The following is a 14900-nucleotide window of genomic DNA, read 5'->3' as shown; positions in this document are numbered from 1 at the left end:
AGGGTGTCCACCGAGGCATACAGCACGCCGCCGATGTCCGGCAGCAGTGCCTGGCCGCGCAGCAGGTCGCGGATCAGGATGTACACCAGCATGGTGAAGAAGAACGGCTTGAGCAGTGCATCGGCCTTGCGCACCGCCATCTCGACAAAGGGTTGTTCAGGCTTGAAGAACACCCCGGAGAGAAAGAAGAACAACGGCAGGATAAATACCGCCAGCAGCGGGTACAGCAAGTCCAGGGAATGCTCCACGAACCAGCTGTGCCCGAACACGATGATCAGGATGCCAATGCCCTTGGCAATATCCATTTGAATCCAGCGTTTTTTCACCTGACTGCTCCCACTCTATAAATCTGCCTTGCGCCACGGCTTGAGCCACAGGCCCATGCCCAGCAACACCACGGCCCCCGCCAGGGTGCTCAACCCCAGCTGAAGCCAGATACCTTGGATCCTGAACAACACCAACGCCGCCAGGCCCATCATCAATGCACTCAACACCCAGTGCCGCTTCCAGGGCAGGGCGCCGAGCAAGTCCTGGCGCTGCATCAACAGCAACGCGGTGCACAACACCCCGGCGAGGGCGGCCAGCGGAATGCCCGCCAGGCCAAACACAAACGGCAGCGCAGCCAGCAGCAGCACGTTCACCAGGCTCCCCAGCAACTCGCAACGCAGCGGCTGGCGGGTGTCGCCGGCGGCATAGGCATAACGCGCCAGCAGGGCGTTCCAGGCGCCGAACACCAGCGGCACGGCAAACCAGGCCAGCAACAGCGGCAACGGCGAATCCACCGACTGCTTCGGCAGCAGCAACGCCACCAGGCTCGGCGCCGCCGCCACCAGGCCGACGCCTGCGGGCAAGGTCAGCAGGCTGGCGGTTTCCAGGCCACGCTTGAGCAGGGCCAGGCGCTCGTCGCCCTGGCGCCGGCTCATCATGCCCAGCAGCACCTGGTTGAGGCTCATCAGGGCAATCAACGGCAAGTTCATCAGCTTGCGGGCCAGGTTGACCCAGGTCACCGCACCTTCACCCAGCAAGGACGCCACCAGCCGTTCAATCAGCGCCAAACCCTGGCTGGCACCGTTGCTTAAAAGCAGCGGGCCTATGCGAGCGCCCAGCTCGCGCAATTCCAATGTCGAAGCCCGCAGCCGCCACGGCCGCCAGCCCAGGCGCAGCATCGACGGCAACAGCGCCAGGGGCATCAGCAGGCTGCCGGTGAGGCAGGCCAACGCCAGCGAGTGCGGTTGCGTGGCGGTACCGGCGAGGGCGAGGTAGGTCACCGGCGGCAGGTTGAACAGCAACGAACCGAGCCCCGCGACCACAAAGCGCTCGCTGGCCTGCAGCGGAATACTGAACAGCGCATGCAGCATCAGCCCCGGCACACTCCAGGCGAGAATCTGCAAGTTGCTGCTGGCGAGGCTGGTGGCCGTCGCCGCCAGCCCCGGGCCGAGCAGCTGCACCAGCCATGGCGCCAGCAACGTCAGCAGCAGGCTGGTCACCAGGGCGATCAGCAACAGCGCCGGGAACAACACCGCCACCCAGTCCAGGCGCTCGCCGTCCTTGCGTTGCAGGTACAGCGGCAGGGCGGCGGCACTCAGCACACCGCCGGCCAGGGACATGCGTAACGCTTCGGGCAAGAACAGCGCGATCAGGAACGCATCGCTGCGCTCGCCCGCACCCCACGCCGCCACCAGCAACCACTCACGGGCAAACCCGAGGCACAACCCCAGCAAGGTTGCCAGGGTCAACCAGAACGCCGATCCGAGCATGCCTAGGGCCCGACGCTATTGAACACAGGCTTGCGATGCGCCACAGTCTTGACCTTTGGCAGACGCGCCGGAAACAGCCGCCGCGCCTCCAGCACGTTGATCCCCACCATCAGCCAGAACAGCGCAATCATCACCAGGGCGAAGCTGAAGTAGTGGTCGAAAAAGCCGCTGACCAGCGCCGACAGAATCCCCGCCGTGCTGCCCAGCCAGATCGCATTGTCCTTGGTCAGGCGGATCGGGCCGATTTCCGGACGGGACTCGCGCCACCAGCGCCAGGTCACTGCGATAAACAGCAGCATGCTGATCACCCCGGTCTTGTAGACGAAATTCAGCCACAGGTTGGAAATCCCCAGCAGGTGCGTACCCGGCACTGGAGGGTCAACCTTGAAGCCAATGCCCAGCGGGTAACTGGCCACGGCCTGGGGGAACATGCGGTATTCGTCAAAGCGCACTTCGGTACTCGCGTTCTGCGCCGAAAAGATTGTCGCCAGACGTTCCTGCAACGGTGGGTACGACAGCACCAGCGCCACGGCCAACGCCACGCCGATCATCAGCAAACGCCCGGTGTACGGCACCCGCCGCGACGCCATCCAGATCAGCACCAGCGCCAGGCTGACCATCGCCCCCCGGCTGCTGGCCAACAGCAGGGCCGCCGCACCCAGGCAGGCAACGCCCAGGCCGAGACCGCGTTTCCAGCCGGTGTTGGTGATGCCGTAGCAGAACGCCAATGGCAGCAGCAGCGCCATGATCCCGCCGGTGGCATTCGGGTGCATCCATGGCGAACCCATCCGCGAGGCCATGGCACCCAGGCCCAGGGACAGGGTGTCGAGGCTGCCGTAGTTCATCAGGGTCAGGATCGGCAACATGCCCGAGGCCGAGCGCGAGCGGATAAATACACCGATGGACATCACCAGCATCGCCAGTGTGCCCAGCAACAAGGCGATCACCAGGGCTTCGCGGTTCTTCTGTTCAACCAGCAGCTTGGCGGCGAGGAACAGCACCGACAGGTTCAGCAGCCAACGCAACCAGTTCGCCACGCCGCTGGCCTCGGCGGTGATGCTGACCTGGCCGACGATAAACGGCACCACTGTGAAGATCATCAGCCACATCAACATGCGGTCGGTAGGGCGCCGCGACAGCGGTGGGGCGGCCGGCAGGCGCGAGAGGAAACCGTGCCAGATCACCGCCGCCCAGGTCAGGGCGATCAGCGCCTCACTGACCGTACTGCGAATCCCCAGGTTGAGGGTGGAGTAGGGCATGAACGTCGCCACCAGGGCGAACAGCAGCAGTCCCCAGAACGGGAACCGCAGAATCGTCACGGCAGCGGCCAGGCCGATCACTGCCAGCACGGCCTTGACCGGGGAAAGAAACAGGATCAACCCACCAAACAGCAGGCCGAAGACGATGGCGACGAGGCTACCCAGTGAGATTCTCAATTCAATTCCTCGATCAGTTCGGCCAGGCGCCGACGGTAGGCCTGGTGGTTGAAGCGTTCGGCCCAGCTGCGTAACTGTTCAGGTGGTTGTTCGACGGGTTGGTCGGCCAGGTGCAGCATCAATTGCACCAGCGCCGCGCCGTCCGTGGGTGAAAACCGCGGTGCCAGCGGCGGGGTGATTTCGTCCAGCGAGGTACCGCTGGCCACCGCCACCGGAGTGCCGACGCTCAGGGCTTCGATCACCGGCAAGCCAAAGCCTTCCGCGTAGGAAGGCTGCCACAGGCGCAAGGCCTTGCGGTAGAGCCCGTGCAATTCAGCGTCGGATACGCCGCTCAAGGCGCGTATCCCCGGGTAGTTGCGTTGTGCTTCGGGCAAATGCTCCAGGCTGCCCACCAGCACCAGTTCCGGCACGCTCGGCGACTGGCTGCGCGCTTGCTGCCAGGCGTCCACCAGGAACGGCACGTTCTTGCGCAATTCCCGGGTACCCACCAGCAGCCAGTAGCGCTCGGGCAGTTGCCGGGCCGAGAGGTCCGCCGGCAGTCCGACAAAACCCACCACCTGGTTGGGCAACACGCGAATCTTGCCTGCCGCCTTGGGAAACAGCCGCGCGGTTTCGTCGGCACTGTACTGCGAAGGCGTCCACACCCGGTCTGCCGTGTGCACCGCATAGGTGATCGACAGCCGATCACTGGCCTTGTAGATCAGCGCCTTCAGGCGGTTGGCGTGATAGTTGTCCAGGGTGATCTGAAACAGGTCATGCAGCAGCACCACGGTGCGCAGGCCCTGGGGTTTGGGCGGCAGCGGCAGGCCCATATTGAAGGTGCTGATGTACACATCGATATGCTCATTGCGCAGCGCCTTGGGCAGGTAGCCCGCCTCGAAACGCAGGCGCTGGTGCGGCTGGTGCATGGCGGTCTTGGCGCAGCCCCAGTCCGGGCAATGCACGTTCAGGCGCAGCTCATCCCCCAGCGGCGCGACACTGAAGCGTTCGAGCTCGATGCCGGGCAGGGTGCGCAGGGCATCTTCCAGGGCGTACACCTGGCGACTGATGCCTGATTGCGGCGAGGTGCCGACGGTGCGGTAATCGAGGCCTATGCGCATGCCGGCTCCTTTTGGCTCTGGGGCGACAGTTGCGCGTACACCTGCTCCAGCTGGCTGGCGGCGACGCTCCAGTCATGGGCACGGCGCACATAGGCGCGACCGGCTTCGCCCATGGGAGCAGCGACTTCAGGCTGTTGCAGCAGGCGCACCACGGCGTCGGCCAGGCTTTCAGCGGTCTGGCCGCCGAGGTAATCCAGGCCTTCCACCAGGTCCAGGCCGGACACCCCCTGGTCGGTACTCGCCAGCGGCAGGCCGGCGGCCAGGGCTTCAAGCACCTTGAGCTTGGAGCCGCCGCCATGGCGCAACGGCGCCAGAAACACCGAGCAACTCGATTGCAGGGCCAGCAGGTTGGGGACAAAACCCTGCCATTCGATGCGTCCGTCCTTCCAGCGTTCGCGCCAGCTTTCCGGCATGCCGAAACCGCAGACGCTCATGCGTGCGTCGGGGCAGCGGGCCCACACTTTCGGCAGGATCTCATCCAGTGCCCACTCGATGGCATCGACGTTGGGCGCGTATTCGTAGTTGCCCAGAAACAGCACGCGGCGGGTCGTCGGGTCGGGTCGGGCAGCAGCGAAGTGCGCGCAATCCACCCCGTTGACCACCACCGGTACCGGCTTGCCGGCAATCTGCGCCAGGGTCTGGGCGTCGGCGTCGGTCACGGCGACCACTTGCGCGGCCTGGCGCATCACCCGGTGTTCCCAGCGGCCGTAGCGCCATTGATCGTAGCGTATGAACGGCAACGCCCAGCCGGGCAGGCGATCGTAAGTCGCGGCGCCGAGGGACGATTCGACATTGTGCTCGGTCAGCACAAACGGCTGGGAGCGACGGGCCAATGCAGCTTCGTAAGGCTGGAAGGTGTAGGTATGTTCGATCTGCACCACGTCCCAATGCTCGGTCAGCAAGCGCTCGAAGGTGTCCTGCAGTTCACCCGACAGGCCATTCACACTGGCCAGCAACGGGTACGGCGCAAACAGCCCGGCCAGCAGGGTCTTCAGGCTGCGCAGCGGGCGCCGGGGGAGGATGATCACCTGTTCCAGAAAGGCTTCCAGCACGTGGCGATCCGTCAGCGATACCGCATGTTTGTCATGCAGCAGCAAGGTGATCCGATGCCCGCGCGCAGCCAGGCTGCGCAGCAAATGAAACTGGCGCGTCTTGCCGCCGCTGGTAGCGGGCCAAGGCGAGTAGGGCAGGATCCAGAGGATGCGCATGGGTGGCTTCAATCCCATAACAGAATTTGCAGGTTCGGCTTGACCGGTACGTCCAGTCCATTGGTGCCACTCAACGGTGTTTCGGTGCCGCGCAACGGGTCATACAAGGTGGCGGTGGTCATGCCCGGCAAGTGCGCGCTGCCGCCACGGGCCGACCAGAAGAACCACACCTTGCGCCCGTCGGCACGGGACCAGCCGATGCTGAACAGGCCATCGGGCAACTGATCGGCGGTGGGTGGGTCGCCGGGGGTCAATTTGGGCCCGCTCACCTGCAGGAAATTCTGCAGCGCGGTGTACGACGGCTTGGGGTTGGCGTCGATGTCGAGCAAGCCATAACTCTGGTCGCGCACGCTGGCGCGCTGGTCCAGGTCGCTCAGGGTGAACAGGAAGATCTTGTCGAAATCCAGCGCGCTCATCAGCGCGACGCGGCGCACGATGTAGTCGGCCTGGCCCTGGGTGGTGATGAAGTCCTGCACCTCTTTCGGGCCTTTGTAGGTCGACCAGCCCCACTCGGTGCTCCACAGGGTATTCACCCCGGCCGCCCGCAGTTTCTGGTTGAGGGCGCTGGTTTTTTCGACAAAGTCGAGGTTCGACGGCGTGTTGCCTTCGGGCAATTGGGTGTAGGGGTGATAGGACATGACGGTATTCAGGCTCGGCACGCCCAGTTGCAGCAGCCCGTCGAGCATGTTCTGGCCGTTGGGCATTTCGCTGAAGAATGCCATGCCGGCGGCCACCACCGGTTTGTTCGGGTTCACCACCCGCAACGCGGCGGCGGTGACTTGCAACAGGTTCGCATAGCCGGCCGGGTCGGCGGCGGGGCGCCAGAACCCCAGCAGGTTCGGTTCGTTCCACACCTGCCACGCATCTACGCTGGGGTAACGCTGTTCCAGCAATGCCATGCGGTTGGCGAAGATATTCGGGTCCTTGGGCGGGAACTGGTCCTGGTACGGCGAGGAGGCGGGCGCGGTGGTGGCGAACTTCGCCGAGCCCACCAGGTAGAACACCGACTTGATCTGGTTCTGCTGCAGCTTGTTCACCAGTTCGTCGAGGGTCGCGACGTTGTACTGGTTCTCGGCGGTTTCCAGCTGGTCCCAGTGCAGGTCCAGGCGCACCCACTCCAGGCCCAGGGCCTTGAGGCGGTCGATCTGCTTCTGATAACGCTCGGGGCTGAACCACAGGAACTGCGCGTTCACCCCCAGGAAGTCCTTCCACACGACCTCTTTGCTGCCCTTGAGCACATGGCTCTCGGCATCGGCCGGGCGGCCCCAGAGAAAGGCGGTCAAACCCAGCGCAGCGACGACTGCGAGGGTAGCGAGGTAAGTCCGTTTACGCGCCATGGTTGCCTCCTGCAACGGTTTGCTCAAACAGGCTCGCGAACTTCTGCGCGGTCACTGGCCACAACCGTTCACGGCCTATGGCGGCGGCGCGTGCGGCCCAGTCCGTGGCCATGTGCGGGTTGCGTGCGAGCCGCAGCAGTTGTTCGCTCAAGGCGGCTACATCGCCTTGTGGATAGATGGCGCCATTGCCGCTGGCGACTTCCTCGGCAAACGCCCTGGCATCGGAGGTGATCGCGCCGCGCCCGCAGGCGGCAGCCCAGGACAATGCGCCGCTGGTGCCGCGCTGGCGGCCCAGCAGGCCGAGCTTTTTCGATTCGCGATACGGCAGCACCATCACATGGTGCGCCTGGATCGTCTGCGGGATCTCGCTGGCCGGCAAATTCAGCCGCCAGTCGATGGAGCCTGCCAGGCCGAGTTCGGCAATCTGGCTGTTCAACTGCTCCAGGTAATTGCCGCCTGTGCCAAACGCCATTTCGGCGGCAGTGCCACCGGCCAGGGTCAGGCGCACACGGTCACGCAATTCGGGGGCTTTTTCGAAGGCGGCGGCCAGGGCCTGCAACAGGTCTTCGATGCCTTTGCCACGGTAGATAAAACCGAAATACAACAGGTGCAGCGTGTCCAGCGGCGGCAAGGCCACCGGCGGGATATCCAGGTTGGCGTGGTTGATCACCGCCACCTTGCCGGCGGGCAATTGCATGCGCGCCGTCAGGCAGTCGGCGCCCAGGCGGGTGAGGGTCACCAGCCGGGTCAGGCCCTGGGCGACGTGACGTTCTTCGCGCAGGGTCAAGGGATCGGCCAGCACCACTGCCGCCTGGGGCAATGGGCTGGGCAAGGATTCCAGCAGGTTCAGCGGAAAGGGCAATTGCTCGCGCCGCCAGACCATGCGTTCCGGGTCATGCACCGTGGCGGTCAACGGCAGGGCGGGGTAGGCCTTGCGCAATTCGCGCAGGGCCAGGAACTCCCCCAGCCGCCCACCGCCCAGCTCGGCGTGGACCAGGTCAACACCCTGCCAGTCGAAACCGGCAATGGCTTGCTTGATCGCCGCCGTGCTGCCGACCACGCCCGTCAAGGGCGTAGCCACCTCGACGCCCAGTTGCTCCAGTGCCGTCTTGAAGTGGTTCGCGTAGTCGGCGATCCCGTTCTTTTCCGGCGGCAGGGGAGCGAGCAGGGCGATGCGCATCAGAACGAACCCCGGTATTTGGCAATGGTTTTCAGCACCTTGACCGGTACCTCGAACTTGCGGCGGTTGATGATAATGCCATCGACCTTGCCGAACGCCGTGGTGAGGATCGACAGTGCGTGTTCCACCACCGGTACCGTGCTTTTTTGCGCTTCCACTACCAGCGCAATCAGGTCGGCACGGCGCAGGTTGATGAACGCATCACGATTGTCCAGCAGCGCCGAAGCATCCAGCAGTACCACCTGGCCCGGAATCGCCGGCTCAACCCCGCCGATCCGCACCCGCACGCCGTTCTCTTCCAGCAACTGGCGCAACTGCTCGACGATAAAGCTCACGCCTTCACCGTGCCGTGCCGAGGTCAGCCCCAGGGTCAGGCCCTGTTCGGCAATACGCTCCAGCGGCAGCAACCCATACAGGCGATAGATGCTCGCGTTGAAGGCGTTGGTGCTTTGCGCGGTGCTGGTGTCCAACTCCGGCAGCGTGGTCCACAGCGGCAGGCCGAATTTGCCTTCCACCAGGCCGCCGTCGTGGATCCGTTGATCCAGCAGGTAGCACAGGTAGATCACCAGCAAGCCGACCACGATGGAGAACGGGATCGCCAGCAACAGCATCAGCAGGGTTTTCGGGAAGACGCGCCCAGGGTTCAGGGTAGCTTCTTCGATCACCGCGATGTTACTGATCTGGCTCTTGTCCAGTTCACGGTCGATCCGCGATTTTTCCAGGCTGTCGACATACAGCGCGTAGTTTTTCTCGGTGCCGTTCAACTCACGGGCCAGGCGCGCCAGTTCCGGCTCGATGGCCAGGGCGTCCTTGCGCTGGGCTTCCAGTTCAGTCAGTTGTTTCTGCTGTTGCACCAACTGTGTACGCAGCGACTGGTTGCGGCTGGTCTCATCCAGCAGTACCCGTTGCAGGTGGATTTCCAGGGTGTTCGGCGCGCGGTTCTCGGAGCTTTGCACCGTGTCGCTTTCACCGGCGACCTGGGCCTGCATGGCACGGATCGAAGCGTCCAGGGCTTTGACCGGCGGCGCGTTATCCGTATAGGTACGCATCATGTCGGCTTTTTCCAGGAGCTTCTGGTTCAGCAGGCGACGCAAGTCTTGTTGCTGCGGGTTCAACGCGATCTGGCGAACCGTGGTCACCTCTTTGGGCTGGCCCTTGAGTTGGTCACGGGTGCTCTGCAACGCCACGTCGGAGGAAGCGATCAGCCGAGTGGAGTTGAACACCTCGCCACGCAGCACGTTGATCCGCTCGGACAAGTCTTCCAGGCGATCGGTGATGCTCGAGGCGCCGATGTCGTTCAAGTGCGCGAGGATCTGCTCCTTGTAGCTCTTGATCTGCGCAGCGCTGGAAGACACCTGGCCTTCATAGAACGCATACAGGCTCTTGCGGCCCAACGCCTGGGTGCGCTCGTCGATGTAGGTCTCGACCCAATCCTTGACCACCGCCTGGGCGATTTGCGGGTCATCCCAGCGGAAGCTGATGTCCATCACCGTAGAGCCGATGGCGTGGGTCACTTCGAAGTTTTTCTCCAGGCTTTTCGCCAGGCGTTCCACCGGGGTGGTTTCTTCGACGATGCCAACGGTTTCCAGCACCACTCGCACACCGTCAAATACGGCACTGATGCCTTTCTTGACGTACCACTTGGTGCGCTTCCACACGCCTTCCGGCGGCTGCATCTTGTCCATCACGTCGAGGTAATGCTCGGCCACTGCACGCACGATAGGGCGGCCGGTCAGCAGGCGCTCTTCGTCGACAATCGGGTCGCGCTGGGTGCTCGGCATGACGATTGGCTGACGGTTGTCGACCTCGATCGGCATCGTCGAGTCACGCCCTGGTTTTACCAGCAATCGCGCGGTGGATTCATACTTGGCCGGCAGCAGGAACGCCCCCAGCAAAATGATCACCAGCGCGGCAATCGCCGCCAGTTTGAACTCGTGCTTGAAGATGAAGAACAGACGCAGAAGATCACGAAAAGAACGGATCTCGATCATGGGATGTCGCTCCTTTAGTGGTTCGTGGTGTAGCTGTAGCCCACACCAATGGATTTGGTGAAGGGAATCAGCTGGTTCAGGTAAGTGTCCACGCCTTGGATCCGTTCGCCGACGTTGGACTTGGGTACAAACACCACGTCACCGCGTTGCAGCGCCACGGGCTTGCGGCCCAGTGCGCCGTTCTTCAGGTACTGGCTGAAATCGAGGAAGTAGGCGTGGTAGACGCCTTGGCCATCTTCACGCAGCAGGGCGACCATGCTCGCGTTGCCCACCGAGCTCACGCCGCCGGCACCGAGAATCGCCTGCTCCATGGTCGGGGCCGTGGCGATGGAGATAGCCGACGGGTTTAATACCGCGCCGCCGACGATCACCGTGTTGCCCGGCGCCTGGTTGATGTTCACCGTCACCCGAGGCTCGCGATACACCGGTGCGAGTTTCTGGCTCAGCTCGGCGGCGACTTCCGCCGGCGTGCGCCGCGCCACCTGGATCGGCCCCAGGAAGGGATAGTTGATCTTGCCGTCGTTCTGCACGGTGTACAGCGTCAGCTCGTAAATCGTGCTGACGTTGAACGCCGACAGGGTTGGCATTTCCCCGGCATCGCGGACAATCCGCAACTGGTCGCCGATGCGGATCCGCTCCACCGCCGGTGGCAGTTGGGCCATGCGATCGAGGGCCTGCTTGCCCTCGTCCACCGTCTTGCCATCGGGCGCGACGATCCGCGCGGGCGTATTGCAGGCGGCCAATGCCATCATGGCCAGGACGAGCAAGGTTCGTTTCATCAAAGGGGTCTTCCTGTAGGTCATGATGCTCACCTCCAATAACCGGGGAACATGCTGATGCGCCGCTTGAGGGCGAGGGGGAGCTGGCGCTCCAGATGGCCCAGCCGGTAGCCGAGCAATTTGAACGCGCTGCGCACCAGTACTTCGGGTACGCGGTGCAATGCACCGGCTTCGCGTAACGCTCGAAGCTCGGCCAGTACATAGCGTTTACCTTCACCGCCGGCATCGCCAAAAGCCTGGCGGATCCACGGCTCGCGGCCGTAGAAAACGCCAATGTCGAAGTAGCGGTGAAACTCATCCATGAGACGGTAATCGTGGGAGTGATAGACCAGGGCGGTGGCGGCGTAGCGCACCTTGTAGCCTTCCAGCAGCATGCGGGCGGCGACGTAGGCGTCCTCGCTGCCGATCACATCCGCGGGGAAGCCACCGACGGCTTGCAGGGCGCTGCGCCGGTACACCGAAAACGAATCCGAGCTGAAGCAGGTCTTGATCCCCAGCTCCGGCGCATCAGCCAGGCTTTTGCTGCGGCTTTGCGGCGGGTAATTGAAGTGGCGTGACTGGGCGCCCAGCACGCCGGCATCCGGGTGCGGCAACTGGCGGCCGTAAGCGACGCCGTTGAGCGGGTCCAGTTCCAGTTCGCCCACCAGGTTGGCGAACGTCTCGGGTTCGGCGGGGATCGCGTCCTGGGTCATCACGATCAGCGCGTCGCCGTCGACTTGCTCGCTGGCCCAGCGGCGGGTGCCGCCATGGTTGAAGTCCTTGGCATCGATCACTTCGACCCGTACGCCGAACTCGCGAAAACGCGCCACGGTGTCATCGCTGGAAGCGCTGTCGACCACCAGGGTTTCGTCCGGTTGCAGGGTTTGCATGCGCAGCGCCGGCAGCAGCCGGTCGAGGTGGCTGGAAGCGTTGCGGGTCGGGATGATCAGGGCGGTACGCATCACTTCTTCACTTCGGCCGGAGCCCGGCCGTAGATGTCGTCAAAACGCACAATGTCGTCTTCGCCCAGGTACTCGCCGCTCTGCACCTCGATCATCACCAGGTCGATGATGCCGGGGTTGGTCAGGCGGTGCTTGTGCCCGGCCGGAATGTAGGTGGACTCGTTGGCGTTGATCAGGAATTCACGGTCGCCGTTGGTAATCATCGCCGCGCCGCTGACTACCACCCAGTGCTCGCTGCGGTGATGGTGCATTTGCAGGGACAAGGAGGCCTGGGGCTTGACCACGATGCGCTTGATCTTGAAGCGGCTGCTTTCTTCCAGCACGGTGTAGGTGCCCCACGGCCGGGTGACGGTGCGGTGCAGGCTGAATGCCGGATGGTCCTGGCGCTTGAGCTCGGCGACGATGTAGCGCACGTCCTGGCTGCGCTTGGCGTCGGCAATCAGGATCGCATCCGGGGTGTCGACGACGATCAGGTCGCGCACGCCCACTGCGCCCAACACGCGCTTGGGCGAGTCGATGTAGCAGTTGTGCACGTCATGCAGGATCGCCTGGCCATTGACCTGGTTGCCGTTGGCGTCGCTGGGGGTGAGTTGGCGCACCGCGTCCCAGGAACCGATATCACTCCAGCCGATGTCGCAGGGCACCACCGCCACTTGCGCGGATTTTTCCATCAGCGCCACGTCGATCGAGATGTCGGGCGCCGCGCCGAAACCTTCAGCGTTCAGCTCGCGCTGACGGCAACTGTTGTTGTTCAGGCTGTGGCCGTGCTCGAGGGCGGCCTTGGCGGCGTCCAGCACGGCGGGGGCGTGCAGCGCCAGTTCCTCCAGCAATGTACCGGCCTTGAAGCAGAACATCCCGGCATTCCACAGGTGCTTGCCGCCGTCCAGATAGCCCTGGGCGGTGGCCAGGTCGGGCTTCTCGACGAAGCGCTTGACCCGGAACCCCTGGCCCAGCGCCTCGCCTTGTTCGATATAGCCGAAGCCGGTTTCCGGGTGGTCGGGCTGGATGCCGAACGTCACCAGGTAGCCGGCCTCCGCCAGTTCGCGGGCCTGGGTGACGGCATCGGCGAAGGCGCTTTCATCAAGAATCAGATGGTCGGCGGGCAGGATCAGCAACTGCGCCTCGCTGCCGAAGTTTTCCTGTACATGCAGGGCGGCCACGGCGATGGCGGCGGCGGTGTTGCGCCCGAACGGCTCCAGCAACAGGTCAAGGGCCAGATGGGCCTTGTTGACCACGCGGTAGTCATCGAGGGTGCGAAACAGCAGGTCGCGGTTGGTCACCGTCAGCACGCTTTCCACACCCGGCAGGTGACTGGCCCGCAGGAACGTCTTCTGCAGCAGGCTCTGGTCATCACGCATGCGCATGAAAGGCTTGGGCATGTTTTGCCGCGACACCGGCCACAGCCGGGTGCCCGAACCACCGGAAATGATGCAGGGAATCAAGCCGTTGAGGGTGTTCATCAATAGACTTCCTTGGTCGAAAGGACGGCCGGGACCGTCATGAAAACGATGTACAAGTCGAACCACACCGACCACTTCGAGATGTACTCCAGGTCGTACTCAACGCGTTTCTGGATCTTGAACAGGGTGTCGGTTTCACCACGATAGCCGTTGATTTGCGCCCAGCCAGTGATGCCCGGTTTTACCCGGTGGCGCGAGCTGTACTCGCTCACGGCAACTTCGTAGGGCACGCCGGCGGCCTTGGTCGCGGTGGCATGGGGCCGCGGGCCGACCATCGACATGTTGCCCAGCAGCACGTTGAACAGCTGCGGCAGCTCATCGATGCTGGTCTTGCGAATGATCCGGCCCACGCGGGTGATGCGCGGGTCGCCGCGGGTGGTCTGGCGGTCGGCGTTGAAGTCGCTCATCTCGGCTTACATCGAGCGGAACTTGAACACCCGGATCACGTTGTCGTTGTAGCCAAACCGGTTCTGGCGAAACAGCACCGGGCCCTTGGAGTCGAGCTTGATGGCAATCGCCGTGATCAGCATGATCGGCGACAGTGCCACCAGGCCCAAGGTTGCCAGGATCAGGTCTTCACAGCGCTTGATAAACGGCGACCAGCCCCGCAGCGGCACATGGGAGGTGTTGAACATCAGGATGCCGCCCACATCGGTGATGCGGCTGTGGCCATAACGCAGGGCGGCCATGTCAGGCACCAGCATGACGTTGACCGACATCTGCCGCAGGCGCTTCACCAGCCCGTTGATCCGCTGTTCGGCGGCCCAGGGCAGGGTGATCATCACCTGGTTGACCTGCTCGGAGCGGATCAGCTTTTCCAGGTCGCGCGTGTTGCCCAGCAGCGGCAGGTTGCTCAGTTCCTTGGGGATGCGCTCGGTGCGGTCGTCGATAAAACCGATCAGTCCGGAACGGATATCGCCGTTGCGTTGCAGGTGGTCGGCCACGTGCACGGCGGTGTCGGTGAAGCCGAGGATCACCGTGCGTTGCAGGTATTTGCCGTTGGCCATCAGGTTGCGGAACAGGCGCAGCATCACCATCCGCTCCAGCCCGAACAACGCCAGGCTGGTGATAAACCAGAACGCCAGGTTGCGCGGGCTCAACTGCGGGAACATCAACAGAATCTGGTACATGAACAGCAGGATGCAAAACGCCGAAGACCAGGCCACCAGCATGGTGCGAAACCGCAGGCGATTGCTGAACAGCTCCTCGGAGTAAACCCCCATGGCCTGGAACAGAATGATCGTCAGGATCGCGAAAAACAGCAGCAAGCCGAGAAAGTGCGCGCGCAGTTCGGGGGCCATCGGGTCTGGATAAAACAGCAGGATCAGTGCTGGAAAAACGGCGGTGAGGCCGTGCATCAATTTTACGAAAACAACAAAGAACTCAATGAAACCGGCCCGGGTCAAAAACAGGCTGTCGACTGACGACTTCTCGCGCATAAAAACATCCCTCATTGCACACCAGGGCTTCCTTGTTCGGCTGCTCATCCATAAAGGCAGGGCTTGCTTTATAAGTGGCGCCAGACGAACGGTTACTTCGCTGGGTAATACGCAATTACCTATCTATCTGCAGGGAATTTGCGGGGTAATGGCTAAATGATGGTTCCCTTTTCGTCGCTCGTCAAGGTTTTGACTTTTTTATAAGACCTTCGGTCTAGACACGTCGGGTGCTCTTCCGAGTGACAGTTTGTTGACTGTCTTGGTCGGATTTC

The 14900-nt window shown here is 63.2% G+C and carries 11 protein-coding genes and 1 pseudogene; all 12 read right to left on the bottom strand.

The window, feature by feature from the left end; genetic code table 11:
* The coding region (locus JV201_RS29850) for an acyltransferase family protein (protein ID WP_374707351.1) at positions 1–326 on the bottom strand (326 nt) is incomplete at its 3' end.
* Between the two features lie 15 nt (positions 327–341).
* A complete protein-coding gene (gene murJ, locus JV201_RS19835; protein ID WP_219405959.1) occupies positions 342–1757 on the bottom strand; it encodes a murein biosynthesis integral membrane protein MurJ in 1416 nt (471 codons plus the stop codon).
* Positions 1758–1759: 2 nt separating this feature from the next.
* The gene (locus JV201_RS19830) at positions 1760–3187 is read right to left on the bottom strand and encodes an O-antigen ligase (RefSeq protein ID WP_043225192.1); all 1428 of its coding nucleotides are present in this window, start codon (positions 3185–3187) and stop codon (positions 1760–1762) included.
* A 2-nt stretch (positions 3188–3189) separates the two neighbouring features.
* Positions 3190–4293, bottom strand: a complete 1104-nt coding sequence (locus JV201_RS19825; RefSeq protein ID WP_008434566.1) for a glycosyltransferase family 1 protein — start codon at positions 4291–4293, stop codon at positions 3190–3192.
* Positions 4284–5501: a glycosyltransferase family 4 protein gene (locus JV201_RS19820; protein WP_177009197.1), complete on the bottom strand. Its 1218-nt coding sequence runs from the start codon at positions 5499–5501 to the stop codon at positions 4284–4286. Before JV201_RS19820 ends, JV201_RS19825 begins: the two co-directional genes overlap by 10 nt.
* Positions 5502–5509: 8 nt before the next feature.
* Entirely contained in the window at positions 5510–6838 is a 1329-nt protein-coding gene (locus tag JV201_RS19815) for a cellulase family glycosylhydrolase (RefSeq protein ID WP_003208216.1), read from the bottom strand.
* On the bottom strand, positions 6828–8018 hold the full coding sequence (locus JV201_RS19810) for a glycosyltransferase (protein WP_003208215.1): 1191 nt from the start codon (positions 8016–8018) through the stop codon (positions 6828–6830). The genes JV201_RS19815 and JV201_RS19810 overlap by 11 nt, the downstream gene beginning before the upstream one ends.
* The gene (locus tag JV201_RS19805) at positions 8018–10009 is read right to left on the bottom strand and encodes an exopolysaccharide transport family protein (protein ID WP_003208213.1); all 1992 of its coding nucleotides are present in this window, start codon (positions 10007–10009) and stop codon (positions 8018–8020) included. The genes JV201_RS19810 and JV201_RS19805 overlap by 1 nt, the downstream gene beginning before the upstream one ends.
* A 14-nt stretch (positions 10010–10023) precedes the next feature.
* On the bottom strand, positions 10024–10788 hold the full coding sequence (locus JV201_RS19800; protein WP_003208211.1) for a polysaccharide biosynthesis/export family protein: 765 nt from the start codon (positions 10786–10788) through the stop codon (positions 10024–10026).
* Between the two features lie 29 nt (positions 10789–10817).
* A complete protein-coding gene (locus tag JV201_RS19795) occupies positions 10818–11729 on the bottom strand; it encodes a glycosyltransferase family 2 protein (RefSeq protein WP_003208209.1) in 912 nt (303 codons plus the stop codon).
* A complete protein-coding gene (locus tag JV201_RS19790; protein WP_003208208.1) occupies positions 11729–13189 on the bottom strand; it encodes a mannose-1-phosphate guanylyltransferase/mannose-6-phosphate isomerase in 1461 nt (486 codons plus the stop codon). Before JV201_RS19790 ends, JV201_RS19795 begins: the two co-directional genes overlap by 1 nt.
* Positions 13189–14628, bottom strand: a pseudogene (locus tag JV201_RS19785) (undecaprenyl-phosphate glucose phosphotransferase). Before JV201_RS19785 ends, JV201_RS19790 begins: the two are co-directional and overlap by 1 nt.
* Between the last annotated feature and the right edge of the window lie 272 nt (positions 14629–14900).

The organism is Pseudomonas sp. Colony2 (assembly GCF_019382755.1).
GTDB lineage: Bacteria > Pseudomonadota > Gammaproteobacteria > Pseudomonadales > Pseudomonadaceae > Aquipseudomonas.
Note: the sequence above shows the minus strand (reverse complement) of the source record. Positions and strands in the feature narration are given on the sequence as shown.